This window comes from Streptomyces niphimycinicus, assembly GCF_018883605.1.
GTDB classification, from domain to species: domain Bacteria; phylum Actinomycetota; class Actinomycetes; order Streptomycetales; family Streptomycetaceae; genus Streptomyces; species Streptomyces niphimycinicus.
The window spans coordinates 1-26,584 of record NZ_JAHLEM010000301.1 but is presented as its reverse complement, the minus strand read 5'-3'; the positions used below and the strand labels follow the sequence as shown (position 1 = coordinate 26,584).

Annotated in this window: 21 protein-coding genes and 1 pseudogene; 7 read left to right on the top strand and 15 right to left on the bottom strand. The window is 71.1% G+C overall.

Annotation, left to right across the window (positions count from 1 at the left end; all coding sequences use genetic code 11):
* The 3 genes and pseudogenes from KN815_RS25975 to KN815_RS25965 form a co-directional block, all read right to left on the bottom strand.
* Positions 1 to 281 (bottom strand): annotated as a pseudogene (locus KN815_RS25975) (hypothetical protein); the annotation flags it as partial.
* A gap of 107 nt (positions 282 to 388) precedes the next feature.
* Entirely contained in the window at positions 389 to 2,608 is a 2,220-nt protein-coding gene (locus KN815_RS25970) for a VMAP-C domain-containing protein (RefSeq protein WP_216344341.1), read from the bottom strand.
* A 3-nt stretch (positions 2,609 to 2,611) separates the two neighbouring features.
* Entirely contained in the window at positions 2,612 to 3,118 is a 507-nt protein-coding gene (locus tag KN815_RS25965; RefSeq protein ID WP_301184643.1) for a CU044_2847 family protein, read from the bottom strand.
* Between the two features lie 154 nt (positions 3,119 to 3,272).
* Here KN815_RS25965 and KN815_RS25960 point away from each other — a divergent pair, with 154 nt between their 5' ends.
* Together KN815_RS25960 and KN815_RS25955 are read left to right on the top strand one after the other, a co-directional pair.
* Positions 3,273 to 4,748: a DNA-3-methyladenine glycosylase 2 family protein gene (locus KN815_RS25960; RefSeq protein ID WP_216344339.1), complete on the top strand. Its 1,476-nt coding sequence runs from the start codon at positions 3,273 to 3,275 to the stop codon at positions 4,746 to 4,748.
* A 175-nt stretch (positions 4,749 to 4,923) separates the two neighbouring features.
* Positions 4,924 to 5,427 carry a methylated-DNA--[protein]-cysteine S-methyltransferase gene (locus tag KN815_RS25955; RefSeq protein WP_216344338.1) on the top strand — a complete coding sequence of 168 codons (504 nt, stop codon included), beginning with the start codon at positions 4,924 to 4,926 and terminating at the stop codon, positions 5,425 to 5,427.
* Between the two features lie 61 nt (positions 5,428 to 5,488).
* Here KN815_RS25955 and KN815_RS25950 read toward each other — a convergent pair whose 3' ends face one another.
* Complete coding sequence (locus KN815_RS25950) at positions 5,489 to 6,232, bottom strand: SIR2 family NAD-dependent protein deacylase (protein ID WP_216344337.1); 744 nt, start codon at positions 6,230 to 6,232, stop codon at positions 5,489 to 5,491.
* A 133-nt stretch (positions 6,233 to 6,365) separates the two neighbouring features.
* Positions 6,366 to 7,229: an NAD(P)H-binding protein gene (locus KN815_RS25945; RefSeq protein WP_216344336.1), complete on the bottom strand. Its 864-nt coding sequence runs from the start codon at positions 7,227 to 7,229 to the stop codon at positions 6,366 to 6,368.
* Positions 7,230 to 7,321: 92 nt separating this feature from the next.
* Here KN815_RS25945 and KN815_RS25940 point away from each other — a divergent pair, with 92 nt between their 5' ends.
* On the top strand, positions 7,322 to 8,155 hold the full coding sequence (locus KN815_RS25940; protein ID WP_216344335.1) for a TetR/AcrR family transcriptional regulator: 834 nt from the start codon (positions 7,322 to 7,324) through the stop codon (positions 8,153 to 8,155).
* Here KN815_RS25940 and KN815_RS25935 read toward each other — a convergent pair.
* Positions 8,152 to 9,222 (bottom strand): ADP-ribosylglycohydrolase family protein, encoded by a 1,071-nt coding sequence (locus KN815_RS25935; RefSeq protein WP_216344334.1) that lies wholly within the window; start codon positions 9,220 to 9,222, stop codon positions 8,152 to 8,154. The two genes, KN815_RS25940 and KN815_RS25935, sit on opposite strands and share 4 nt — an antisense overlap.
* Before the next feature lie 18 nt (positions 9,223 to 9,240).
* Positions 9,241 to 10,938, bottom strand: a complete 1,698-nt coding sequence (locus KN815_RS25930) for a hypothetical protein (protein WP_216344333.1) — start codon at positions 10,936 to 10,938, stop codon at positions 9,241 to 9,243.
* Between the two features lie 339 nt (positions 10,939 to 11,277).
* Here KN815_RS25930 and KN815_RS25925 point away from each other — a divergent pair, with 339 nt between their 5' ends.
* From KN815_RS25925 to KN815_RS25915, 3 genes are all read left to right on the top strand, one after another.
* Complete coding sequence (locus KN815_RS25925; RefSeq protein ID WP_216344332.1) at positions 11,278 to 12,411, top strand: glycerate kinase; 1,134 nt, start codon at positions 11,278 to 11,280, stop codon at positions 12,409 to 12,411.
* A 74-nt stretch (positions 12,412 to 12,485) separates the two neighbouring features.
* Positions 12,486 to 12,743, top strand: a complete 258-nt coding sequence (locus tag KN815_RS25920; protein ID WP_216344331.1) for a hypothetical protein — start codon at positions 12,486 to 12,488, stop codon at positions 12,741 to 12,743.
* Positions 12,740 to 13,123 carry a PIN domain-containing protein gene (locus KN815_RS25915; protein ID WP_203348387.1) on the top strand — a complete coding sequence of 128 codons (384 nt, stop codon included), beginning with the start codon at positions 12,740 to 12,742 and terminating at the stop codon, positions 13,121 to 13,123. Before KN815_RS25920 ends, KN815_RS25915 begins: the two co-directional genes overlap by 4 nt.
* A 255-nt stretch (positions 13,124 to 13,378) precedes the next feature.
* On the opposite strand, the gene pssA is transcribed toward KN815_RS25915, so the two are convergent.
* The 8 genes from pssA to KN815_RS25875 all read right to left on the bottom strand — a co-directional run bounded on the left by pssA (position 13,379) and on the right by KN815_RS25875 (position 24,461).
* On the bottom strand, positions 13,379 to 14,239 hold the full coding sequence (gene pssA / locus KN815_RS25910; RefSeq protein WP_185929962.1) for a CDP-diacylglycerol--serine O-phosphatidyltransferase: 861 nt from the start codon (positions 14,237 to 14,239) through the stop codon (positions 13,379 to 13,381).
* Complete coding sequence (locus tag KN815_RS25905) at positions 14,226 to 14,882, bottom strand: phosphatidylserine decarboxylase (RefSeq protein WP_216344330.1); 657 nt, start codon at positions 14,880 to 14,882, stop codon at positions 14,226 to 14,228. Before KN815_RS25905 ends, pssA begins: the two co-directional genes overlap by 14 nt.
* 180 nt (positions 14,883 to 15,062) lie before the next feature.
* The gene (locus KN815_RS25900) at positions 15,063 to 16,265 is read right to left on the bottom strand and encodes an acyl-CoA dehydrogenase family protein (protein ID WP_216344329.1); all 1,203 of its coding nucleotides are present in this window, start codon (positions 16,263 to 16,265) and stop codon (positions 15,063 to 15,065) included.
* A 1-nt stretch (position 16,266) separates the two neighbouring features.
* A complete protein-coding gene (locus tag KN815_RS25895) occupies positions 16,267 to 16,773 on the bottom strand; it encodes a MaoC family dehydratase (RefSeq protein ID WP_216344328.1) in 507 nt (168 codons plus the stop codon).
* A gap of 3 nt (positions 16,774 to 16,776) precedes the next feature.
* Entirely contained in the window at positions 16,777 to 17,757 is a 981-nt protein-coding gene (locus KN815_RS25890) for an HpcH/HpaI aldolase/citrate lyase family protein (protein WP_216344327.1), read from the bottom strand.
* Positions 17,754 to 19,781 (bottom strand): ethylmalonyl-CoA mutase, encoded by a 2,028-nt coding sequence (locus KN815_RS25885; protein ID WP_216344326.1) that lies wholly within the window; start codon positions 19,779 to 19,781, stop codon positions 17,754 to 17,756. The genes KN815_RS25890 and KN815_RS25885 overlap by 4 nt, the downstream gene beginning before the upstream one ends.
* Positions 19,778 to 21,226 (bottom strand): crotonyl-CoA carboxylase/reductase, encoded by a 1,449-nt coding sequence (gene ccrA / locus KN815_RS25880; RefSeq protein ID WP_216344325.1) that lies wholly within the window; start codon positions 21,224 to 21,226, stop codon positions 19,778 to 19,780. Before ccrA ends, KN815_RS25885 begins: the two co-directional genes overlap by 4 nt.
* A gap of 367 nt (positions 21,227 to 21,593) precedes the next feature.
* Positions 21,594 to 24,461 carry a glycosyl hydrolase family 95 catalytic domain-containing protein gene (locus KN815_RS25875; protein WP_216344324.1) on the bottom strand — a complete coding sequence of 956 codons (2,868 nt, stop codon included), beginning with the start codon at positions 24,459 to 24,461 and terminating at the stop codon, positions 21,594 to 21,596.
* 148 nt (positions 24,462 to 24,609) lie between these two features.
* Between KN815_RS25875 and KN815_RS25870 the strand changes: the two genes are divergently transcribed.
* Positions 24,610 to 26,460, top strand: coding sequence for a glycoside hydrolase family 97 protein (locus KN815_RS25870; RefSeq protein WP_216344323.1), 1,851 nt, complete (start codon positions 24,610 to 24,612; stop codon positions 26,458 to 26,460).
* Positions 26,461 to 26,584: the final 124 nt, after the last annotated feature.

Sequence of the window (26,584 nt, the reverse complement as noted above, 5' to 3'; positions counted from 1 at the left end):
GTGACGAGCAGCGGGCGGCGCAGATGGAGGGCGGCGTTGACCACGTCGGCGTGTTCGGGCGAGATGAGATACGGCGCCGGGCCCGCCGGACCGGACGCGGACAGTGCCCGCTCCCCGTCCGGGACCGTCTGCTCCCCGTCCGGGACCGTCTGCTCCCCGTCCGGGACCGTCTGCTCCCCGCCGCCGAAGCGGCGCCACGGCGGGGCGGGTGGCATCTCCACATGCCGGGCCATGCCGTCCCCCCGGAACAGCCGCCAGTCGTGCCGGTCCCGTGGATTCATCGGGGAACCTCCCTTTCGGTCCGCCTCAGCGGACATCGCGCGCCTCCTGTCGTCATCACGTCCAGCCATCACGTCCGGCCATCACGTCCCGTCATCACGTCCCGTCATCACTCCGTAGGGTCCGCGAGGTCCAGCCGTGGCAGCGCCCGTCCGGCGTCGGCCCAGGCGAGCACCGGACGCCCGCTGTACTCCTCGGGCCTCTGCATGGTTTTGGTGCGGTAGGTCCGTACCGCTTCGGGCAGTTCACGGGTGCTCACCCCCGCCGCGTGGCGCACGGCCGGGGATCCCGCCTCCCCGCTCCGGTCCCACAGCACCACCGGAATGCCCGCGGCGAGACACATCTGCACCACGCCGGTGCGCCGGTGGGCCGCCACATCGATGGTGACCCGGGCGGTGAGCCGCTCCATGACCAGCCCGCACACCGCCTCCGGGTCCGGGGCCGTGGCGTCGTCGATGTGCACGGGCTCCTCGGCGTCCAGCCGGACCCAGCGCTCCCGCCACTGGTCGAGCATGGTGCCGCCGTTCAGCTCCCGCAGCTCGGGGCAGTTGACGACCAGGGGGTACGGAGTGCCGAGCCGCATGGGGAGCACCGCGCCCGGCCCCGCGGCCTTCCAGCGGTCCACGGGCACCTCCAGGGCGTCCCGGTCCACGATCAGTTCGATGACGGGCCGTGGCCCCGAGGGGTCGGGGCGGCGCAGCGAGCCCACGGCGGCGAAGATCTCCTGGGCCACCTCCTCGGCGCCGCGCGGCCGTTCACTGTCGTCCGACACCTGGCGCAGCCCGTCCCCGTCGTCGCACCACAGCCGCAGCCGGTACCGCTCCGGCTCCTCCCGGGCCGTCGCAGATGTGCCGCTCGATGTGCCGCCCGACGTGCCGCTCGATGGTGCCCCGTAGGGGTCCAGCTTCGCCACGACGCGGGGCGCGGAGCCCCGGGAGGCGCTCCGCGCCCACTGCTCGGCCTCGAGGCGGCGTTCGGTCATGGCGGCGTCATGGACGCCGAGGCGGCGGGCGACCGCCGCGTTCCACCGCCGCAGCGGGGTGCGCTGGTCCGCCGGGCAGCACCCGGCGGCCACGAACTCCACGGCGCGCAGCAGTCCCGGCACGGCCATGACCCCGTCGTCGGTCGGCGAGCTGTCGCCGTGCAGCCCCTCCAGATGGGCGATCAGAGCCTCGAACCGGCCGGCCGGCGCAGCGCCGTTCCTGCCCGTACCGCAGTGGCCGCCGCTGTCGGCACTCTCACCGCCGGTGAGCAGCGCCGTGGGCAGGGCCGCCAGCGGCAGCGCCGCCCGTACGGCCCCGGGGACACCGGCCGCGGCGGCCATGGGCAGGGTGCGCAGCAGCACCAGCAGCCGTTCGTGCTCACCCGGCGAGAGCAGCCCCGGCAGACCACAACGGCGTCCGATCGCGAGGAGGTCGTCGGCCGCCGTGCCCGCCGTGCCGCGTACCGCCTCCACCAGCGCGGGCAGGGCACGCCCCCGGGTGAGCAGCAGATGGGCGAACTCGTCGGCGGAGGGCACGCCGTCCGCGCGATGGCCGAGGCCGCACTGCCGGGCGACCGTCCGGCAGGAGCGGATCCAGCCCTCGGACAGCGGCAGCGGCCCGTCCAGCAGGGAGACCAGCTCCGGGTAGCCCGGGTGGTCGCGTACGTCCTCCTCGGGCTGACGGGGCAGCAGATGGCCCGCCCCGGCGTCGTGCAGCTCCCGTGCCACGCGCTGCCAGGGGATGCCCCAGGCGCGGCGCAGCGTCCCCTGGATGCGGAGCTTGGCCGTCACGAGCCCGACGACGGCGCCCTCCTCGTCGGACCACAACGGGCCGCCGCTGTAGGCGGGTTCGATGTCCAGGGCGCGCTCGGCGCCGTCGAAGTAGCCGAACCGCCCGTCGCATTCGCTCACTTCGGCATCGGCGAAGACTCCCGGCTCACCGCTGCCGTGCCAGGCCCGTACGAGCTGCCGCTGGGCCATCGGGTGCCAGCGCGGCGGCTCGATCGCGGGCGGCAGGGCGGCGGACAGCCGCAGTACGGCGAGGTCGCCGTTCCACTCGAAGGCGCCCAGGCCGCCGTCGTCGGTCCGCGGCGGTATCCAGACCGCCAGCTCGGCCTCGGCCTCGACGGTGTGCTCCGGTCCATGGAGCCGTACGGGAACGGCGATCGGGCCCGGGTGATCCGGGGCCAGCCGGTCCTTTCCGAGAGCGCTGTTGACCACATGGGCGCAGGTCAGCAGATGGCGGCGGGGCAGCAGGACGCCCGCGCCCGCCGGTCTTCCGTCGGCCTTGGCGAGAATGGATACGGCGGGCCGCGACAGGGACCCGTGTGCGTGGAACCACCCCATGGCTCAGGCCGAGGGGCCGGGCCGGGACGGCTGCGGCGGCTCTGGCGTACGCGGTGTCTGGGGTGTCTGGGGTGTCTGGGGTGTCTGCGGTATCTGCGGTATCTGGGACGTCTGCGGCGTCTGGGGCGGCACCGTCGGCTCGGGCCGCTCCGACGGCCTCCAGGTGGCCGAGAGCGTCAAGTTGGCGTTCCCATTGGCACCCACGATGCCGAGCTTGAGGTCCTGGCCGACCTGCACCCCGAACTGCACGGTGAACTCCTGGGGCGGATGGGGGGTCGAGCGGACGGCGTCGTGCACGTCCTCCAGCACCTGCCCCAGCCCTTGGAGGATGACGCTCAGACTGGCGTTGGCGAGCGTGGCGGCGGCCCGCGCACCGCGCCCCACCGGGGTCACGCCACCGACGCCGCCGTACGCGTCCTCGAGCGAGGCGTCCCCTACGGGGGCCAGTTCCAGCCGTACGGTGGTGCCGTTCGCCAGGGGTATCTCACGGTGTTCCGTCACATTCCTCATCATGCCGATCATCAGGGCCCCGGTCTGCCCCTTCGCACCAAACACCGCCGGAACGAGGACATGGCGCGGGGCGCCGCGGGCGGGCGTCGCCCCGTGAGGGTCAATGTCGGATTCACGCGAGAACGGACCCGCCCCGCTGACGGATGCTGGACCCATGCACACCGACACCGACCGCTGTCTCCGCGCCGCACAGGCGAAGGACGCCCGCTTCGACGGGTGGTTCTTCGTCGCCGTCGTGACCACTGGGATCTACTGCCGTCCGAGCTGTCCGGTCGTCGGGCCCAAGGCCGAGAACATGCGGTTCTACCCCAGCGCCGCGGCCGCCCAGCAGTCCGGCTTCCGGGCCTGCAAGCGGTGCCGTCCGGACGCCAGCCCCGGGTCGCCGCAGTGGAACGAGCGCGCCGACCTCGTCGCCCGCGCCATGCGGCTGATCGCCGACGGCGTGGTGGACCGGGACGGGGTGCCGGGCCTGGCGGCCCGGCTCGGATACAGCACCCGGCAGATCGAGCGGCAGTTGCTCGCCGAACTGGGCGCGGGCCCGCTCGCCCTGGCCAGGGCACAGCGGGCGCAGACCGCGCGGCTGCTCATCGAGACCAGCGCGCTGCCGATGGCGGACATCGCCTTCGCGGCCGGGTTCGCCAGCGTCCGCGCGTTCAACGAGACCGTACGGGAGGTCTTCGCGCTCTCCCCGACCGAGCTGCGGCAGCGGGCCACCCGCGGGCCGCGGACCAGCGTGCCGGGGGCGCTCACGCTGCGGCTGCCGTTCCGGGCGCCGCTGTGCCCGGACAACCTCTTCGGCCACCTGGCCGCCACCGCCGTCCCCGGAGTCGAGGAGTGGCGCGACGGCGCCTACCGGCGGACGCTGCGGCTGCCGTACGGACCCGGGGTGGTCACCCTGAGCCCACGGCCGGATCACATCGCCTGCCAGCTCTCCCTCTCCGACCTCCGCGACCTGGCCGGGGCGATCAGCCGCTGCCGACGGCTGCTGGACCTCGACGCCGACCCGGCCGCCGTGGACGACCTGCTCCGTACGGACCTCCAGCTCGCCCCGCTGGTCGACAAGGCCCCGGGGCGGCGGGTACCGCGCGCGGTGGACGCGGAGGAGTTCGCGGTCCGCGCCGTGCTCGGCCAGCAGGTGTCCACGGCCGCCGCCCGCACCCACGCCGGGCGCCTGGTGACGGCACACGGCGAACCGGTGGAGGACCCGGCGGGCGGCCTGACCCACCTCTTCCCGTCCGTCCAGGCCCTCGCCGGGCTGGACCCCGAGACGCTGGCCATGCCCCGCACCCGCCGCGCCACCCTCACCGGGCTGGTCGGCGCGCTCGCCGAGGGCCGGGTCGCACTCGGCGTCGGCAGCGACTGGGACGACGCCCGCGCGGCCCTGGGCACACTGCCGGGGCTCGGCCCCTGGACCGTCGAGGTGATCGCGATGCGCGCGCTCGGCGACCCGGACGCCTTCGTCCCGACCGACCTCGGGGTGCGGCGCGCCGCCGCCGAACTGGGGCTGCCCGCCACGCCCGGCGCCCTCACCCGCCACTCGGCGCGCTGGCGCCCCTGGCGCGCGTACGCCGTCCAATACCTCTGGGCAACAGACGCCGCCCACGCCATCAACCGCCTACCCGCGGCGTGACGTTTGCGGGCAATCGTTCTGCGGGGGGGGGCACCTCCCAGCGGTAGCTGGGGGAGGGACGGGTGGACACAAACCGGCCACCGGCCCGCACCCGGCAACGAAACGGCGGTCCGCACACTGCCAAGCCGCCCAACCCGCACCGCATCACCCCACCCCGAACCCGCCGAGGAAGACCATGAACCGCACCCACACCACCATCGACAGCCCCTACGGCCCCCTCACCCTCGTGGCCACCGACCAGCACCTGTCCGGCCTCTACATGGTCGAGCAGCGCCACCGCCCACCCGAGGAGACCTTCGGCGCGCCCGGCGACCCGGACGACACCCCCTTCGCCGAGACAGTCCGCCAGCTCGCGGCCTATTTCGAGGGCGAGTTGACGGCGTTCGACCTGCCGCTGCACCTGGACGGCACGCCCTTCCAGCGCCGCGTCTGGGCCGAGCTGCGGCGCATCCCGTACGGTGAGACGTGGTCGTACGGGCAGTTGGCCGACCACATCGGCCAGCCGACCGCGTCCCGCGCCGTGGGCCTGGCCAACGGCAAGAACCCGGTCGGCATCATCGTCCCCTGCCACCGTGTCGTCGGCTCCAGCGGCAGCCTCACCGGCTACGGCGGCGGCCTGGACCGCAAGCGGCGGCTGCTGGAGTTCGAGGCGCGGCAGCAACTGCCCGGCCTCTTCTGAAGCCGAAGTCAGCGATCAGCCGAAGCCGAAGTCGGCGATCGGCCGAAGCCGAAGTCGGTGATCAGCCCGCGGCGATGCGGTCCAGCAGGTCGGGCAGCGCCGTACTGATGGGCTCGCGGACAACCTCGTCCGCGAGCTCGTCGTACGGCGTCGGCTCGGCGTTGACGATGATCAGCCGGGCGCCGTGCTCGGCGGCCAGCCCGGCGAGCGAGGCCGCGGGCTGGACCTGGAGGCTGGTGCCGACCGCGATGAAGATCTCGCACGCCTGCGCCACCGCGACCGCCTCGGTCAGCACCTCCGGATCGAGGCTCTCCCCGAACATCACCGTGGCCGACTTCAGGATCCCGCCGCACTCCCGGCACGCCGGATCCGGCTCGCCCGCCGCGACCCGCTCCAGCGCCTCCGCCATCCCGGACCGCGCCTCGCAGTGGGTGCACAGCACGGCCCGCGCGGTGCCATGCAGTTCGAGCACCTTGCGCGTGGGCATCCCGGCGATCTGGTGCAGCCCGTCCACGTTCTGGGTGATCACCCGCACCGGCACCCCCGAGCGCTCCAGCCGGGCGACGGCCTCATGCGCCCCGTTGGGCCGGGCGCGCAGCGTCTCGCTGTCGCGCCGCATCCGCCAGGAGCGGCGCCGGATCTCCGGGTCGGTCATGTAGTACTCGTAGGTCACGAGCTTCTCGGCCTCGGGGTCACGCCGCCAAAGCCCCTGCGGACCGCGGTAGTCGGGGATCCCGGAGTCGGTGGAGATGCCCGCCCCGCTCAGGATCGCCACCAGCGGCCGGTGCGTTGTCTCGCTGCTCATGCGGCGAGCGTACGCACGCCGTACGGCCGACGGCGAGCGCCTTTCCCCGGGCGGGTGAGGTCCGCCCGGCACCGGGGACGGACGCGGCGGACGGGGAGAGTGGGGGCGAGCGGGCCCGGCCAGGTTCGGTACGTCACCGGGACGGCGTGACGGCCGACTTAAGGAAGTCCTCCAAGCGCACAACGGGTCGACCGAGAACATCGGCAAGCGTGGGGTCGACCGGCGCAAAGTCGCCGTCGCGGGCGGCGGCGAAGAGACCGACGAGGAGGTCGGCCGCCGACTCGGGAGCGCCATGGGCGACCAACTGCGCGCGGTAGTCGTCGTCGGAGACGACCACGCGGCGGATCGGGCGGCCCGTCACCCGCGTGAGGATCTCCGCGATACCGGCCATGTCGATGACCGCGGGACCGGTGAGCGCGGGGCTCAGGCCGTCCAGGACCTCGTCGGTGAGGGCGAGGACCGCCGCGTCGGCGAGGTCGGCATGGGCGGTCCAGGCGACCGGCCCGTCCTCGGGCACGGCCAGGACGCCCGTTTCGAGCGCGGCCCTGACCAGTTCCAGGGCCGATGAGGCGTAGAAGCCGTTGCGCAGCGAGGTGAAGGGGACACCGGACCGCCGCAGCGCCTCCTCGGTGGCGGCGTGGTCGGGCATCGGGTGGAAGGGGGAGGACGGATTCGCGCCCATGTGGCTCGTGTAGAGGATCCGCTTGGCACCGGCCGCCGCCGCGGCGTCGATGGCCGTGCGGTGGCCTTGGACGGCGGTCTCGCCCGTGGTGCCCGTCGAGACGATCAGGACCTGCGAGGCGCCCTCGAAGGCATGGGGGAGGGTTTCCGGGTCGTCGAAGTCGCCCCGGCGGACCCGCACGCCCCGCGCGCCGAGGTCCCGCGCCGCCTCCACGTCGCGCACGCTGACGCCGATCTCCCCGGCGGGGACGCGCTTCAGCAGCCGCTCGGCGACCATCCGGCCGAGCTGGCCATTGGCTCCGGTGACGATGATCATGGCGATCTCCCAACGCTGTTTCCAGTGATATCGCCGTCAACGTATCACCGGAAACGAATGACCGCTAACGCGATTCTGTTATCGTCGGAAGCATGGAGAGCGAGGACGTCATCGCGCCGGACGCGAACCGCGATGCGAACCACGACGCGAACCGGGACCGTGACGGGAACCGCGATGCGAACCGGGACCGCGATGTGAACCGCGATGGGAATCGCGACCGCATCGTCACGGCCGCCGCCCGGCTGCTGTCCGAAGGCGGGCCCGACGCCGTCTCCACCCGGGCGGTGAGCTCCGCCGCCGGGGTGCAGCCGCCGACCATCTACCGGCTCTTCGGCGACAAGCAGGGCCTGCTCGACGCGGTCGTCGCCCACGGCTTCACGGAGTACCTGAGCAGCAAGACCGCCGAGGAACCCACCGATGACCCGGTCGCGGACCTGCGCGCCGGCTGGGATCTGCACATCGGCCTCGGCCTGGCCAACCCGGCGCTGTACTCGCTGATGTACGGCGGGCACCGCCCCGGGGCCTCCTCACCGGCCTCCGTCGCCGCCTTCGAGATGCTCGCCCGGCTCATCGGGCGCGTCGCCGAGGCGGGGCGGCTCGCCATCCCCGAGGAGCGCGCCGCGGCCCTCGTCCACGCGGCGGGCTGCGGTACGACGCTCACGCTCATCGCCACGCCCGAGGACCGCCGCGATCCGGAGCTGTCCCGCACCGCCCGTGAGGTGGCCATCGCGGCGATCACCACGGACGCCTCCGCCCCGGCCCCCGCCTCCGCCGAACCCGGCCCCGTCGCGGCCGCCGTCACCCTCCGCGCCGCACTGCCCAGGACCGACGCCCTGACCGCGTCCGAACGCGGCCTCCTGCGGGAGTGGCTGGACCGGATCGCCGATCCGGCCGTCCCGCACCGCCATCGGGCCGAAACCCCCTAACCCGCGACCGCCAGCCGGTGCGTACGGGCCGCCAGATCGCTGATACGGGCGCGGTCGAAGCCGAAGACGGCGCTGCGCACCCGGTCCTCCAGCGGCTCGGTCCACTGCGGCGGGATGGCCGCCGCGCCGCACAGCACCCCCGCGACCGACCCGGCCGTGGCGCCGTTGGAGTCGGTGTCCAGGCCGCCACGCACCGTCAGGGCGATCGTCGTCGTGAAGTCGCCCGCGCCGTAGAGCAGTCCGGCCGTGAGGACGGCGGCGTTGGGGACCACATGGATCCAGGGCAGCCCGGCGGTCTCCCGCTCCAACTGGGCGAGCGCGTCCGCCCACCCCACGCCCGCGTCGTGCAGGGACGTGGCCCTGCGCACCGTACGGGCCAGTCGGCAGCGCGGCGGGATCCGGTCCAGGGCGCTCGCGACGGCGGCCCGCGGACCGTCCGCCGTGAACGCGGCGGCGATCAGCGCGGCCGCCCACATCGCCCCGTACACCCCGTTGCCGGTGTGGGACAGGACGGCGTCCCGGCGGGCCATCGCCGCGGCCCGGTGCGGATCGCCGGGGTTGACCCAGCCGTGGACGTCGGCGCGGATCAGGGCGCCGATCCACTCCTGGTAGGGGTTGTCGAGGGTCGCGCTGAGCGGCGGCTTCACCCCGGCCGTGAGGTTGCGGTAGGCGGCCCGCTCGGCGGTGAAGGTCTGAAGATACGGCAGCCGCAGCAGCCACACCTCGCCGACCTGCTCGGTGGTGAAGCCGGGGCCGTGGGTCTCCAGCAGGTGCAGGCCGAGGACGGAGTAGTCCACGTCGTCGTCGCGGCAACTGCCGTGGATCCGGCCGCGGACGCAGCTCTGCCATTCGGGGCGCAGCGCGAACTCCACCGGGTCGGGCGGCGGCTCCAGCGCGGGGAGGTAGTCGGTCAGCGGCAGGGCGTCGGCGCGGCGCAGATACCGGTCGATGCGGTCGCGGGTCCAGTGTGTGCCGTCTTCGACGGGCTTGCCCAGCATGTTCCCGGCGATCCGGCCGAGCCAGCCGCCATGGATCCGGTCCGCGAGTGCGCTCCCGCTGAGGGCCATGGGTCAGGTGTACCGTTCCTATGGGAGTTGGTCAGTGTCGGTCAACTCGCCACGGACCAGGCTGTTTTGGGCATGGTGACCTCGCGAACGGTCTTCGAGGTCGGGGAGCGGCACGAGTTGGTCACTTCGGCGCGGTTGGGTCTTGCCGCCCTGGTGGGGCGTGCCCGCTGTCCTGGGTGGGCTCGTGGTCCCGCGTGGCCTGGGCAGGGATGCGGTCTGGCCGGTAGCTCTCCGCCGCCCGATCCTCTGGTCGGGTGCGGTCACACCTGGCCGACGCCGGATCCTGTGTCCCAGGCCACGCCGTCCGATCGCCACAGCGGCACTGTGGTGCCGGGTGACGGTGGTGTTGGTTTGCTGCTGGAGTGGGTTCTTCCAGTACCTCTCGCCCCAGATCGAGGTGTATGCGGGGTCGACGGCGATGACGGCCAGGCCCTGGTGACAGGCCATGGAGCGCAGTCGTTCGCGGAAGCGTGCGGTGGGGATCTGGGCCACGGTGCGGCGGAAGGTCTTGCCCCGGCGGCCGCGTCCCATGGTCTCCCGGCCGGTGGTGCGGGCGTCGGAGAAGCCCAGGTTCTCGATCACGATGGCGGCGCAGTCGTGCTCGCGGGCGCGGGCGATGAGGCGGGTGATGGCCGCTCGCAGGCGTCCGTCCCGTGTGGTGGTGGGGCCGGTCAGCTCCAGCGGGATCGTGTGGGGTTCGCCAATGGGGTTGCCGTGTGGGTCGAGGACGATGGCAGCGAGGTGGTCGGCGTTGAGGTCGACGGCGAGCAGCCTCGCGCCGGACGCCCGGATCTCTTCCGGGCTCGGAGGCGCGGTGGTGCTGGTGGACCAGGAGGCGTCCAGGTACCAGCGGTCGCGGGCGGGGTCATAGACGATGTCGTAGCGCACGGCCCGGTGGGCGCTGACCCGGTCCAGCCACTCCGGGCGGCGGTGGTGGAAGGTGACCGCGCAGGAGAGCCGGTAGCGGCCGCGCGGGGCGTTGGACAGATACCGCAAGGGTTCTGGCAGCACCAGGGTGAGCGAGCCGTCTGCGGGGTCGACGGTGATGGTGTAGTTGCCGTGCGGGGCCCCGGACTCGCCGTCGGCGGTCAGGAACAGGCGGGCAGCATCCCACCGCTTCCGCCAGTCGGCCTCGGTCAGGCCGGTCTCCGCGAGGCGGTGACGGGTCCTGGCCGGCCGGCGCCCGCCCACCGTGACGGACGGTCGCCCCTGGTCGATCTGCTGCTCCACCACCGCCAGCCGGACTTGGAGCTTGCTCAGGTGCCGCTGTTTCTGCCAGCGCTCAGCCCGGTCGGCATACCCGCGCACCCGGCCCTGCCTGTGCCCGCACGCCACCGCCAGCCGCTGCTCGATCTTCTGGATGCGGCAGCGCAGACCGGCCCGTTCATCGATCAGGCAGCGCATCGAAAGCTGGTACTGGTCTTCCGACACCCGGGTCATCGCGCCCGCCCACCGTGACGAGGACACCGCCGTCAGATGCTTCTTCCGCTCCGCCCGCCCGGTCTGCCGCGCCGGAACATTCCCCGTCCGGACGCGTGTGGCGAGATCGGCCCGCTGGTGGTGGCCCAGATTCTTGCCGACCAGCGTCAGGACCTTCACATCCGCCGCCGTCAGATCCTTCAGCCGGTCCCGGATCCGCGCCCCGCACGGAGCGGCCACCGTGAACGGGGCAGCGATCACCCGCAGCTCACGCTCCCTCCCCCGCTTGCGCGCCACCAGCCACCCCCTCGACCGCATCGAACGAACTCGCCGCCACCGATCATGCATTCCCCATACCCCCAACACCCCCACAAGCGGTCCCGTTCACCCCATCGAGCGACACCCCGGCCAACCACGACCAACACCCGAATCAGCAGTTGGCAACCCGTCTGAGGTGGGTGTACCAGCGGCTCCGCGCCGGATAGGGTCACAGCGGCGCGACTGCCTGTGCAAATGCGAGGGGTTACGAAGGTGACGGACGCTTCGACGGCTTCGACGGAGGCTTCGGAAGACGCGGAGGAAGCCACAGCCGGGACCAGGACATGGGCGGAGGGGCAGGCGACGCCCCCGAAGCGCGTGCTGATCGCCGCGGACAAGTTCAAGGGCTCGCTCACGGCGGTGGAGGTCGCCGAGCGCGTCACGGCGGGACTGCGCCGCGGCGCGCCCCAAGGCGGCGAGGGACTGCGGATCGCGGCGCTGCCCGTCGCCGATGGCGGGGACGGCACGGTGGACGCGGCGGTCGCGGCCGGGTTCGAACGGCGCGAGGCGCGGGTCACCGGGCCGCTGGGCGCGCCGGTGACGGCGGCGTACGCGCTGCGCGGGACCACGGCCGTGGTGGAGATGGCGGAGGCGTCCGGGCTGCGCCATCTGCCGACCGGGGTGTTCGCGCCGCTCACCGCGACCACATACGGCAGCGGTGAGCTGCTGCGCGCGGCGCTCGACGCGGGTGCCCGCACGATCGTCTTCGGCGTCGGCGGCAGTGCCACGACGGACGGCGGCGCGGGGATGCTCAGCGCGCTCGGCGCGCGCTTCCTGCGCGAGGACGGTACGCCCGTGGCGCCGGGCGGGGGCCCGCTGCGCGACCTCGCCACGGCAGATCTGTCCGGCCTCGACCCGCGCCTGGCGGACACCGAGACCGTCCTGGCCAGCGATGTCGACAACCCCCTGACCGGCCCGAAGGGCGCGGCGGCGGTCTACGGTCCGCAGAAGGGCGCGGGCGAGGACGATGTGGCGGCCCTGGACGCCGCCCTCGCCCACTACGTACGCGTCCTGGAGCGCGCGGTCGGCTCCGCGGCCGCCGAGTACGCCCTCGCGCCCGGCGCGGGCGCGGCGGGCGGCATCGGCTTCGGCGCCCTCGTCGGCCTGGGCGCGGCCTTCCGCCCCGGCATCGAGGTGATGCTCGACGTCCTCGGCTTCCCCGCCGCGCTGGAGGGCGCGGACCTGGTGATCACGGGGGAGGGCTCGCTGGACGAGCAGACCCTGCACGGCAAGGCCCCGGCGGGCGTCGCGGCGGCGGCCCGGGCACGGGGCATCGAGGTGGTCGCGGTCTGCGGCCGGCTGGCCCTCGCCCCGGTGGCCCTGGGCAACGCGGGCATCCGCCGCGCCTACCCCCTCACCGACCTGGAGCCGGACCCGGCCCGCTGCATCGCCGAGGCCGGCCCCCTCCTGGAACGCACCGCGGAATGCCTGGCGGCTGACTTCCTGACCTGAGGCTTATCGGTTCGAGGAAGCTGGGTACGGGTACGTACCCGTATGCTTCCGTCGTGAGCAGAAGGAGCCTTGTCATGACCGACGCCAACATCCGCATCCCCGCAGAGGCGCGAGACCGGCTCGCGGAGATAGCGGCAGCCGAGGGGCTCTCTCTGCGGGCCTACCTGGCTCGTATCGCCGAGACCGCGCTGACCCCCGCCGAGCGCGCCGAGCGAGCCGAGAAGGCGCGCGCCGTGCTGCGTGAGTGGAACGGATACGACCCGAGCGAAGCGGATATCGCAGACCTCGACGCCGACCTGGACCGGCGTCTGGGTGAGGCGGCTCCCCGGTGACCGACGTTCTGCACATCGTCTTGGACGACACGGCCATGGTGGCCGCCGGGCGGGGCAATGTCCTGCTCTCCCGCTTGGTCCACCGAGCTCACGCGGAGCCGGGCTGGTTCCTCTACGCACCCGCCTGTGCCCTTGTCGAGGCCGACCGCGCCCGACCTGGGACGGCCGAGCACCTCGCGGCTCTGCCCAGCCTCAGGATCCTGGATCTGGACCTGCCCGCTGCCCTCGCGGTGGCGCGCGACCCTGCCGGGTGGGCGATTGCCCATACGTCCTACGTTGCTCAGCCGACCCCGGAGCGCCCCGATGGGGCGAGGGTCGCGACGGCCGCGGCGGACGAGTGGAAAGGGCGGACTGTGCGCATCCTCGACGTCGGGCCGTAACGCCAGTCGTCCCCCGGACGTCGTGGGCCCGCGCGGGAAACTCACCCCCACGCGTCGGCTGGTGGGCTCGCTGCCTTGTGGCGGTCGACCTGGACGACTGGCGCCCGGCCGGCGCGCAAGCCGGTGACGCCCGAGGGCTGGGCCGGGTGGTAACCGAGGTCAAGACGCTGCGCGGGCGGGCCGGGGAACGCCGGATGGGGTGGGCCCGAGCATCGCGCTCGGGCCCACCCCATCGGCAGGTGCGGCCGAAGGCCGCTACGGCAGTTGCGCGGCCCTCGCCTCGCGGCGGTTGTCGCGGAACGCGTTCACCCGGCGGGCCGTGGCGAAGAGGGGGATCACCGCGCCCATGACGACCTGTAGGGCGCAGGCCGACTGGAGCAGCAGCTCGCCGCCGGGGGCCTCGAAGGCCCAGGCCGCCAGGAGCGCCATGCTGGTGACGATCCAGCCGAGCATGGCCACCGCGAGCCGGCCGCGCGGCTTGGGGTACTCCACCCGGCTCACCATCAGCCACGCGACGCCGATGATCGCGAGCAGCGTCGGCACGAACGGCAGGCCCAGCAGGACCACCGAGACCACCGTCAGGGCGCCGAAGGGGCTCGGCATGCCCTGGAAGACGCCGTCACGCAGCGTGACACAGGAGAATCTGGCAAGCCGCAGCACCACCGCCAGCAGCACCACGATCGCGCCCACCACCGAGACCCGCTGATACGCGTCGTCGGAGACCATGCCCCAGACGAGGACGAAGTACGCGGGGGCGAGGCCGAAGCTGATCAGGTCGGAGAGGTTGTCCAGCTCCGCGCCCATCGCCGAGCTGCGCAGCTTCCGCGCGACCAGTCCGTCGAAGAGGTCGAAGACGGAGGCGAGCAGCATCAGCATCACGGCGGACGCCGCGCTGTGCCGGGTCATCCCGCCGTCCTCGCTGCCCGTCAGATGCGGGATGAGGACGCCGGTGGTGGTGAAGTAGACCGCCAGGAAGCCACAGGTGGCGTTGCCCAGGGTCAGCGTGTCGGCTATCGACAGTCGCGTCGACAGCGGCATGTCGTCCGTCTCGTCGACGGCGTCCACCTCGGCCTCGGGGACCCAGGCGGCCTGTGTGTCGGGATCAATCACGGTCAAGGCGTGTCACCCCCGCGGTGGTGGCCTGGCCGACCTCGACCGCGACATCGACACCCTCGGGAAGGTAGATGTCGACCCGCGAGCCGAAGCGGATGAGACCGATCCGCTCACCCTGTTCGACCTTCGTGCCCTGTGGCACATAGGGAACGATACGCCGGGCGACCGCACCGGCGATCTGGACCATCTCGATGTCGCCGAGCTCGGTGTCGAAGTGCCAGACGACCCGCTCGTTGTTCTCGCTCTCCTTGTTGAACGCGGGAACGAAGCCGCCGGGGATGTGTTCCACGGAGGTCACCGTGCCGGCCAGCGGGGCGCGGTTGACGTGGACATTGAGCGGGCTCATGAAGATGGCGACGCGGGTGCGCCCGTCCTTCCACGGCATGATGCTCTGCACCACACCGTCGGCCGGGGAGATCACCCGGCCCTGCGTGATCTCTCTCTCGGGGTCGCGGAAGAACCACAGCATGCCCGCCGCGAGCGCGGTGGCGGGCACGGCGACCGCCGCCCAGCGTCCGGAGCGGCGAGCCCGAGCGAGACTGACCGCCGCGGTGGCGACGGTCGGGAGGAGCCACGGCGATGCTCCGCGCGCGAGGCGTACACCGACCGGGCTGTCGCGTTGTGCAGAGGATTGGCTGTGGGGCATGGATGACCTTCGTAGCGGAGGATGCCGCGACGCAAGACTGGGGACGGCGGCTTTCCCGGATGGTATCGGTTGCGAGCGGTAACTGGGCAAGCGCCGGGGCCTGTCGGTGGCTGGTCAGTGACCGAAGACCCTCGGCGCGGTGTGACCTTCTTCTCTCGGATACCACCCCAAAAGGGACGTTCAGTCTTGGGTTCGGTATTCCTCCAGGAGCCTCCGTCCAATAATCATTTTCTGAATCTCGGCGGTACCTTCGCCGATGAGGAGCATCGGTGCCTCTCGGTAGAGGCGCTCGATCTCGTATTCCTTGGAGAAGCCGTACCCGCCATGGATGCGGAAGGCGTCCTCCACGACCTCTTTGCAGTACTCCGACGCGAGGTACTTGGCCATTCCCGCCTCGAGGTCGTTGCGCGCGCCCGAATCCTTCTTCCGGGCCGCATTGACCATCATCGCATGGGCCGCCTCGACCTTTGTTCCCATTTCGGCCAGTTTGAACTGGATGGCCTGGTGCTGCGCGATCGGCTTACCGAAGGTATGCCGCTGCTGTGCGTATGTGACGCCCAGCTCGAATGCGCGCCGCGCCACACCGCAGCCGCGGGCGGCGACATTCACCCGGCCGACCTCGACTCCGTCCATCATTTGGTAAAAACCTCGGTTCGGCATCCCGCCGAGCACCCGATCGGCCGGGATGCGCAGTCCGTCCATGATGAGCTCGGTGGTGTCGACGCCCTTGTAGCCCATCTTGTCGATCTTGCCGGGGATGGTCAGACCGGGCCTGACCTCGCCGAAGCCCGGCTCCTTCTCGATCAGGAACGTGGTCATCGCCTTGTGCGGCGCGACCCCCTCCTGGGCGTCACCGGTCCGGCACAGAACCGCCACCAGGGTGGAGGTGCCGCCGTTGGTCAGCCACATCTTCTGGCCGTTCAGGACGTACTCGTCGCCGTCCGGCACCGCCTTGCTGGTGATCGCCGACACATCCGAGCCCAGCCCCGGCTCCGACATCGAGAAGGCGCCCCGGATCTCGCCCAGCGCCATCTTGGGAAGGAAATACTCCTTCTGTTCCTCGGTGCCGTGCTGCTTGAGCATGTACGCCACGATGAAGTGGGTGTTGATGATGCCCGAGACGCTCATCCAGCCGCGTGCGATCTCCTCCACACACAGTGCGTAGGTGAGCAGCGACTCACCCAGACCGCCGTATTCCTCCGGGATCATCAGCCCGAAGACGCCGAGTTCCTTCAGCCCTTCGACGATCGCGGTCGGATATTCATCGCGATGTTCCAGTTCCGTCGCGACCGGCAGAATCTCCTTGTCGACAAAATCCCTGACCGTGGAGAGGATCTCCCGCTGGATGTCGGTCAGGCCCTCGGTCTGCGCCAGGCGGCTCATGTCACTGCTCTCCCAGCTCCGGGCGGCCCGGCTGCTCGCCGCCCCGCTCCTTGATGTACGTGGCGGTCGGCACCATCACCTTGCGCCGGAAGACGCAGACCAGCGTGCCGTCCTGCTTGTAGCCCTTGGTCTCCACCTGCACGATGCCCCGGTCCGTCTTGGACTTCGACGGCGTCTTGTCGAGGACCGTCGTCTCGCCGTAGATCGTGTCGCCGTGGAAGGTGGGCGCGACATGCCGTAGCGACTCGACCTCCAGATTGGCGATGGCCTTTCCGGAGACATCGGGGACGGACATCCCCAGGAGCAGTGAGTAGATGTAGTTCCCGACCACCACGTTCCTGCCGAAATCGGTCGTCTTCTCGGCGTAGTTGCTGTCCATGTGCAGCGGGTGGTGGTTCATGGTGAGCAGACAGAAAAGGTGGTCGTCGTACTCGGTGACCGTCTTCCCCGGCCAGTGCCGGTAGACGTCGCCCACCGTGAACTCCTCATAGGTACGGCCGAACTGCATGGCTCATGCCTCCGGGGGCTGGAAGGTGGACGTACGGGTCATCCCGGCCGCGCGGCCCTTGCCCGCGACGACCAGGGCCATCTTGCGGCTGGCCTCGTCGATCATCTCGTCGCCGAGCATCGCCGAGCCCTTCATGCCGCCTTCCGCCGAGGTGCAGTAGTCATAGGCGTCCAGGATCAGCTCGGCGTGGTCGTAGTCCTCCTGGGACGGCGAGAAGACCTCGTTGGCCGCCTCCACCTGGCCGGGGTGCAGCACCCATTTGCCGTCGTAGCCGAGGGCGGCCGCGCGCCCGGCCACCTCGCGGAAGCCGTCCACGTTCCGGATCTGGAGGTAGGGGCCGTCGATCGCCTGGAGGTCGTGCATGCGGGCCGCCATCAGGATCCGCATCAGGATGTAGTGATAGGCGTCCGCCGGATAGCCGGGCGGCTGCTCGCCCACGACCAGCGACTTCATATTGATGGAGGCCATGAAGTCGGCCGGGCCGAAGACGATGGTCTCCAGACGCGACGAGGCGCCCGCGATCTCGTCCACGTTGACCAGGCCCTTGGCGTTCTCGATCTGCGCCTCGATGCCGATCCGCCCGACCTCGAAGCCCATCGTCTTCTCGATCTGGGTGAGCAGCAGGTCCAGCGCGATCACCTGCTGGGCGTCCTGCACCTTGGGCAGCATGATGCAGTCCAGGTTGGGGCCCGCGCCCTCGACGACCGTGATGACGTCCCGGTACGTCCAGTGGGTGGTCCAGTCGTTGACCCGCACCACCCGGGTCTTACCGGTCCAGTCGCCCTCGTTCAGCGCCTTGACGATGGTGTGCCGGGCGTCCTCCTTGGCCAGCGGCGCACAGGCGTCCTCCAGGTCCAGGAAGACCTGGTCGGCCGCGAGCCCCTGGGCCTTCTCCAGGAAGCGCGGATTGGAGCCGGGAACGGCCAGGCAGGAACGGCGAGGGCGCAGACGGGCGGCGGCTTCTGCGCGGTCGGGGGCGGTCATACGAGAACCTCCAGAGGGGGAAGCGTGTTCGCGGCGCGGATCTCATCGACGATACGGCCGATGATCTCCGTGATGCCGAAGTCCTTGGGAGTGAAAACGGCGGCGACACCCGCGGCGCGCAGCGTGGCCGCGTCCCCGGCCGGGATGATCCCGCCGACGATGACGGGGATCTCCTGGGCGCCCGCGTCGCGCAGCCGGTCCAGGACGTCCGGCACCAGCTCGGCATGCGAACCGGACAGGATGGACAGCCCGACGCAGTGCACATCCTCGGCCACGGCCGCCGAGACGATCTGCTCGGGGGTGAGCCGGATCCCCTGGTAGACCACCTCGAAACCGGCGTCCCTGGCCCGTACGGCGATCTGCTCGGCGCCGTTGCTGTGCCCGTCCAGACCGGGCTTGCCGACCAGCAGCCGCAGCCTGCCGCCGCCGAGCTCGGCCGCCGTCTTCTCGACCTTCTCGCGGACGGTGGACAGCGGGGAGCCCGCCTCCGGGGCGACGGCCAGGGGCGCGCCGCCGACCCCGGTGGGGGCGCGGTACTCGCCGAAGACATCGCGCAGCGCCCAGGACCACTCCCCGGTGGTCACGCCCGCGCGGGCGCAGGCCAGGGTCGCCGGCATCAGGTTCTCGGTCCCCGCGGCGGCCTTGCGGAGGGCACCGAGGGCCTCCTGGGCGGGGCCCTCGTCGCGCTGCTCGCGCCAGGTGTGCAGGGCGGATATCACCCGCGCCTCGTTCTCCGGGTCCACTGTCATGATCGCGGTGTCGAGATCGGCGGTGAGCGGATTGGGCTCGGTGGACTCGTAGCAGTTGACGCCGACGATCTTCTCCTCGCCCGCCTCGATCCGCGCCCGGCGCTCGGCGTGCGAGGCCACGAGCCGCGCCTTGAGATAGCCGGTCTCGACGGCGGCCATCGCCCCGCCCATGTTCTCGATCCGCTCCATCTCGGCCTCGGCCTCCTCCACCAGCGTGGCGACCTTGGCCTCGATCACATGGGAGCCCTCGAAGATGTCGTCGTACTCCAGCAGATCGCTCTCCAGGGCGAGCACCTGCTGGATGCGCAGCGACCACTGCTGGTCCCAGGGGCGGGGCAGGCCCAGCGCCTCGTTCCAGGCCGGGAGCTGTACGGCGCGGGCGCGGGCGTCCTTGGAGAGGGTGACGGCCAGCATCTCCAGGACGATGCGCTGGATGTTGTTCTCCGGCTGGGCCTCGGTCAGGCCGAGCGAGTTCACCTGGACGCCGTAGCGGAACCGGCGGTGTTTGGGGTTCTCGATGCCGTACCGCTCACGGGTGATCCGGTCCCAGATGCGGCCGAAGGCGCGCATCTTGCACATCTCCTCGACGAAGCGGACGCCCGCGTTCACGAAGAAGGAGATCCGGGCCACCACGTCGCCCTTACGGTCCTCGGGAATCTGGCCGGAGGCGAACACCGCGTCCAGCACGGCGACCGCGGTGGACATCGCGAAGGCGATCTCCTGCACCGGAGTGGCCCCGGCCTCCTGGAGGTGGTAGCTACAGATGTTGATCGGGTTCCACTTGGGGATGTGGTTGACCGTGTACGCGATCATGTCGGTGGTCAGCCGCAGGCTCGGTACCGGCGGGAAGACATGCGTCCCGCGCGAGAGGTATTCCTTGACGATGTCGTTCTGCGTCGTCCCCTGGAGCTTGCCGAGGGCGCTTTGGTCAAGGCCCTGCTCCTCCGCGACGACCTGATACAGCGCCAGCAGCCACATCGCGGTCGCGTTGATGGTCATGGAGGTGTTCATCCGCTCCAGGGGGATCTCCTGGAACAGCCGCCGCATATCGCCCAGATGGGAGACCGGCACCCCGACCCGGCCCACCTCGCCACGGGCGAGGATGTGGTCGGGGTCGTAGCCGGTCTGGGTGGGCAGGTCGAAGGCGACCGAGAGCCCGGTCTGGCCCTTGGCCAGGTTGCGCCGGTACAGCTCGTTGGACGCCTCGGCGGTGGAGTGCCCGGCGTAGGTGCGCATCAGCCAGGGCCGGTCCTTGGCGCGGGGTGTGCCACTCATCGCACGTCCCGGCTGTGCTTGTCGGTCCGCTCCGACGAGTCGTCACGGCTGTGCTTGTCGGTCCGCTCCGACGAGTCGTCACGGCTGTGCTTGTCGGTCCGCTCCGACGAGTCGTCACGGAACAGATTGATGGCGTCGATGTGCCGGTCGCGCATCGCCTGGTCGCGCACGCCCATGCCCTCCTCGGGGGCCAGGCACAGCACGCCGACCTTGCCCTGGTGGAGGTTGCGGTGGACGTCGTACGCGGCCTGTCCGGTGTCCTCCAGCCGGTAGGTCTTGGACAGCGTCGGGTGGATCTTGCCCTTGGCGATCAGGCGGTTGGCCTCCCACGCCTCGCGGTAGTTGGCGAAGTGCGAGCCGATGATCCGCTTGAGCTGCATCCACAGGTAGCGGTTGTCGTACTCGTGGGTGTAGCCGGAGGTCGATGCGCAGGTGACGATCGTGCCGCCCTTACGGGTGACATAGACCGAGGCGCCGAAGGTCTCCCGGCCCGGGTGCTCGAAGACGATGTCCACGTCCTCGCCGCCGGTCAGTTCGCGGATCTTCTTGCCGAACCGCTTCCACTCGCGCTGGTCCTGGGTGCCCTCGTCCTTCCAGAACTTGTAGTCCTCGGCGGTGCGGTCGATGATCGCCTCGGCGCCCATCCGCCGGCAGATCTCGGCCTTCTGCGACGAGGAGACCACGCAGATCGGATTGGCGCCGCCGGCCAGCGCGAACTGGGTGGCGTAGGAGCCGAGCCCGCCGCTCGCGCCCCAGATCAGGACGTTGTCGCCCTGCTTCATCCCGGCGCCGTTACGGGAGACGAGCTGCCGGTAGGCGGTGGAGTTGACCAGGCCCGGGGCGGCGGCCTCCTCCCAGCTCAGATGGTTGGGCTTGGGCATGAGCTGGTTGGACTTGACCAGGGCGATCTCGGCGAGTCCGCCGAAGTTGGTCTCGAAGCCCCAGATGCGCTGCTCGGGGTCGAGCATGGTGTCGTTGTGGCCGTCGGAGCTCTCCAGCTCCACCGACAGACAGTGCGCGACGACCTCGGCGCCCGGCTGCCAGGCGTTCACACCGGGGCCGGTGCGCAGCACGACGCCCGCGAGGTCGGAACCGATGATGTGGTACGGCAGATCGTGCCGCTTGGCCAGGGGGGAGAGCTTGCCGTACCGCTCCAGGAAGCCGAAGGTCGGCAGCGGTTCGAAGATCGAGGTCCACACGGAGTTGTAGTTGACCGAGCTGGCCATCACGGCGACGAGTGCCTCGCCGGGGCCGAGCTCCGGCACCGGCACCTCGTCCACGTGCAACGACTTGCGGGGGTCCTTCTCCCGGGTGGTGAGGCCCGCGAACATCTCGGCCTCGTCCTTGCGCACGGTCACCGCGCGGTACGACTCGGGGATGCGCAGTGCGGCGAAGTCCTCGGGTGCTGTGTCCGACGCCAGGATCGCGTCAAGTATCTCGTTCATCGGTGCCTCCGGCGAGGCGTCCAGGGGGGACGCCTGAGGGAACGCTGGGCTCGTGACGGGTGATGCTGATGCGGTGCCGTCGGTTCGGCGGAGGTGGTGCTCGATGCGGCGCGGGTGGCGCCGGTTGCCTGGTGACGCAGGCGTCGTCCGGGCGCACAAAGCGGTTTGCGGGGACAGCCGACGCACGAAGGTTGGCAGTGCGCCGGCCGCCCGGACTTCATTCACCGTATGGCACGCTGTGCCACCCCGCAAGACACTGCGTGCCAACAAATTCCCTCAGTTGTCATCTCCGCTGCACACATGAGCAATGACGGCCGCCCTGGGGCAGGGCGGCCGTCACGGTGGGTATGCGGTGATGTGGGTCTCGTCAGTCGTCCTTCTCCAGCGAGAGCGCGAAGACATGGGCCCGTGCGGTGCCCGTGGGGGCGGTCAGCGTGATCGCCGACAGCTCCTTGGCCGGGTCCACCTCCACCACCTGGTGGAAGATCGCGGCCTTGGTGCCCAACGGGCCGGTGCGGGTGTGGATCTGGCTGGTCCGCACCGCCTCCGTCTCGCCGTACGCCGGACCCGACATCCAGCCCGTCAACTGGATGGTCAGCGGGCCCGTGGAGCCGTCGGCGTAGGTGGCCACGGCGGGCACGGACACATTGCCGGTGTCGCCCGCGCCCAGCACATGCAGCTTCGTGTAGCCGCCCGCCGGGACCGCGACCTTCTGGCCCGCCGCGATCACGTTGTTGTCGGAGCCCTCGCTGCCGTTGGTGAACGCGAAGGTGATCCCGTCGTCCTCGGTCTGCCCGGTCTGCGGCAACTGCGCCATCGGATAGGTGCGGCCCGTACCGTCGAAGTCGCCGTCCCCGTAGTACATCTCGGTGGTGATGCCGTCGTTGTCGAAGTGCCCGGTCAGATCGACCTGGGTGACCGCGCCCGCCTGCGGCAGCTCCGGCAGGCCCCAGGGCTCGGCCGGGGTGGTGACCTGCACCGGGGCGATCCGGAAGTCCGGCCGGGTGCCCGCCGGATAGATCACCGCCTCGTCCTCCCGGTCCAGCTCCAGCTCGATCTCGCCGTTCCCCAGGTCACGCCAGTTCGGCGCGGGTCCCCCGACCCCGGCGACCGCGACCCGGCCGCCGATCGAGTGCCGGACCCGGCAGGGCTCCCCGGCCAGGCTGCGCACCCGCACCCAGCGCGTCCTGCCGCCCGTGCGCACCGCGCTGACCAGGAACGCGCCCTGGGTACGGAAGTCGTGCAGCGTGACGTCCTGCCACTCGCCCGGCACTCCGGGGAAGAAGCGGATGGTCCCGCCCCAGCTCTGGCAGAGCATGTCGTGGATCGTCTGCGCGCCGGACAGCGGGGTCTCGATCACCGGACCCGCCTCGTAGTAGTGGGTATTGGGCTGGATGAACCGCGCCACCAGCTCCCGCAGATACCTCAGCGCGTCATCGCCGCGCCCCATCTGGGTCGAGATCGAGGCCGCGCCCGAGAAGCTGTAGCCACGCAGCGCGCCCTCGAAGCTGATCCAGTGCTTCAGCGAGCGGTCGATCAGGTCCCGGTGCTCCTGCTGGTCCCAGTTGACCAGGTAGAGCGGATAGACCGAGAGCATATGGGAGTAGTGGCGGTGGGACTTGGCGAACGGGACGCCGGTGCCGATCATGAAGCCGTTCTCGTCCACCGGATAGTCGACCAGCTTCTCCAGCACCTCGCGCCACCTGGGCACCAGCGGATCGTCCTTGTCCAGCAGCTCGACCGTCGTCAGCAGGGTCCGGCAGGACCAGCGCAGCAGCGCCAGGTCGTAGTTGCAGTCCGGGGCCGCGCCGTACTCGGGCGAGAAGGTCTTCGGCAGATGCAGCCTGCCGTCCGACTGCTCGGTGAGAAAGTGCAGGTAGTAGTTGGTGGAGCGGCGCAGCAGCGGATAGAGCACATCCTCCAGCAGGCCCCGGTCCATGGTGTGGCGGTAGGTCAGCCAGACGTTGTGCAGCGCCCAGGGCAGATCGCCGACCTCGGGGGAGTCCCCGACGCCGGGCACCGGGACCGTGCCGTTGTCCTCGCACTGCGTGTCCGTGGAGCGGCGCAGCCCGGCCGAGTCGGCGCGGTACTCGGGCTTCAGCCCGCTGATGAGCACATCGGCGTTCTCGGCGAGGGTGCGCGGAATCGCGTCCAGCTCCAGGTGGTTGGAGCCGTGGACCGGCCAGTACTCCAACTGGACGTTGAGGTTCCACCACACGCCGGGCCAGGGCGTCGGCTCCACCCAGGGGCCGGTGGTGGCCATGACGGGGGCGTGCTCACGGGCGGCGCAGGCCAGCTTGTAGAGCTGGATCCAGTAGAAGCTCTGGAGCATCCCGTCGGGCACCGAGATGAAGCTCTTGCGGTAGAAGCGGTGCCACCACTCGTAGTGGGTGCGCCGCAGGCTGGAGACCGGCAGCGCCGACGCCTTGCGCACGGTGGTCCGGGCCCGGCCCTCCGCGTCCGTACCGGGGTGGGAGTGCGCCACGGCCAGGTAGTACGTACGCTCCCGGCCGCTGCCGCGCTGCCGGTACGCGCTCACCGTCTGCCCGCCCGCCACCAGCGACTGGACGGTGATGCCGAGCCCGTCCTCGGTGCGGGTGACCGGGGCCGGGTTGGGCTCGAAGCCCTTCGGCGGATCCTCGCGGACGATGCGCGGGCTGACCGCAGGTGACGGCTTGAACTCCCAGCGGAAGCCCTCCTCGCCGGCGCTCGCCTCGACGGTGGCCAGCAGCATGGTGCGGTCGTTGTGCACCAGGGCGCGGAGCTTCAGCTTCCCCTTGTCCGTGGTGACCGTGCCGCGCAGCTCGGCGTTCCACAGATCCAGCCGCAGATCGACGCCGGTGATGGCGCCGACCGGGCGCAGCAGCAGATTGCCGACCGGAAGCCGTGCCACGCCCCAGTCGCTGCCGCCCTCGGCGGGCCGGTGGTCCTGCACTTCGCTGTGGTGGATGGTGAACCGCAGCGCGTTCTCCCCGGGCTCCTGATAGATCATCGAGCCGAGCAGCCCATTGCCGAGGAAGGGCCCCTCGTACCAGGTTCTCGGCAAGCGCTTCCAGATCAGATCCTGGCCGCCCAGAAAGCGCTCCCACTCCCGGTCGGTGCGCATGCCACGTAGGGCCACCGACTGCTGTGACCGGGCGGCCGCCTCCTGTTCCGGGAGGGCCGCGCCGACGGCCGTGCTCGCGGCCGCACCCGCCGCCACCCGGCCCAGGAACCCACGTCTACTGACTGGCATTCCGTTATCTCCCGTCCCCGAAGCGCTCGGATTGATCCGATGATTTGGCTAGACGGGAGCGTAGGAACGGGCTAATGATGCGTCAAGGTAGGCGATTGCTCTGATGTATCGAGCGCCGCATCCAGGATGCGGCGAACGAGGAGGAACGATGCATACGGCACGATCAAAGGTCACCAGAGCCGTGGCCGCCCTCGCCTGCGCGGCCGCCGTACTGGTGCCGCTCCGGGCGGCGGCGGCATCGGACGGTCGTGCGCAGGACTGGCGGCTGACCGGAAACGGGCAGGTCAGCGGCGAGCTCGAACTGAGCAACGAGGGCGGTCTTACGCTGTCCGCGCGCCATGGCGGCACCACCGTACTGCGGCCCTCGGGCCTGGGAATCCGCACCGCGGACACCGATTTCAGCAAGGGCTTGCGGTTCGCGGGGCGCAGCGACCGCAAGATCCACGAGACCTATACGACCACCACCGGACGCCGCACCCACCACACCTCCGACGCCGCCGAGTCGACCTTCGCCTTCCGCAAGGACGGGCGGACGCTGAAGGTGGTCATCCGGGTCTCGGCCGACGGGCTGGCCTACCGCTATGTGCTGCCGGACAAGGGGACGGTCACCGTCCTCGGCGAGCACTCGGAGTTCGCCGTCCCGCCGTCCGCCGACTCCTTCCTCCTGCCGTACGACAACGGCCGCCAGGACTATGAATCCGCCCATGACCACGGCACGGTCGCCGATGCCGAGGCGGGCGACTACGGCTATCCGTCGCTCTTCCACATCGGCAAGAGCTGGATGCTGATCGAGGAAGCGGATCTGAACAGCTCGTACGGCGGCTCCCGGCTCGCCCTCGACTCCGCCACCGACCGCTTCAAGCTCACCCTCCCCGACCCCGCCGAGGTCAGCGGCCCCGGGCTGACCACCCCCTGGCGCACCATGGTCATCGGGGACCTCGCCACCGTCACCGAGAGCGATCTGCCGACCGATCTGGCCGCCCCCTCCAAGGTCGCCGACACCTCATGGATCGAACCGGGCCGCGCGGCCTGGTCCTGGTGGTCCGACGGGCAGAGCCCGACCAGCCTGGACGCCCAGAAGAAGTTCGTGGACTTCGCGGCGCGCGAGGGCTGGGAGTACATCCTGGTGGACTCCGGCTGGAGCAACGACTGGATGCCCGAGCTGACCGCGTACGCCAAGGAGAAGGGCGTCGGCGTCTGGGCCTGGGTGCGCTGGCAGACCATCGACCAGCAGAGCGAGCGGGACCGGCTGTTCCCGCAGTACAAGTCCTGGGGGATCGCCGGGTTGAAGATCGACTTCCTGGAGTCGGACGGCCAGGACCGGATGCGCTGGTACGACGGGGTCTTCAAGGACAGCGCCAAGCACCAGCTCATGCTGAACTTCCACGGCGCAACCATCCCGCGCGGCCAGGAGCGGACCTGGCCGCAGATGATGAGCGTCGAGGCGGTCAAGGGCGCCGAGGGCACCCGCCCCAAGCCGGGCCGCCAGCCCTTCCCGGCGGCGCACTACACGACCCTGCCCTTCACCCGGAACCTCATCGGGCCCATGGACTTCACACCGGTGACCTTCACGGGCGTGCGGCCCACGAGTGACGCGGCCGAACTCGCGCTCTCGGTCGTCTACGAGTCCGGAGTGCAGCACTTCGCCGACAGCGTGGAGTCCTACGAGAGCCGGCCGGTGGAGCTGAGGTTCCTGAACCAGGTGCCCACGGTGTGGGACGAGACGCGGCTGGTCGACGGCGACCCCGGCGACCGCGCCGTCCTGGCCCGCCGCTCCGGCGACGCCTGGTACCTGGGCGCGATCACCTCGGGCACGGCCCGCACGCTGGACGAGCCGCTGAGCTTTCTCGGCAAGGGCGGCTGGCGGGTCGAGGTGTGGAAGGACGGTCCGGACGGCAAGGTCGTCACCGAAACCCACGAGGTCACACGGGACTCGCGGCTCTCGGTGGACGTCCCGAAGAACGGCGGCTTCGCCGCGAAGCTGACCAAGACCGGCTGACACGCCCGGCCGGGGCGGGTCCCGCCCCTCGCCCCCGCCGGGGCTCCGCCCCGGGCCCCGCTCCTCAAGCGCCGGAGGGGCTGAATAGCGGGCTCCGCCCCGGGCCCTGCTCCTCAAGCGCCGG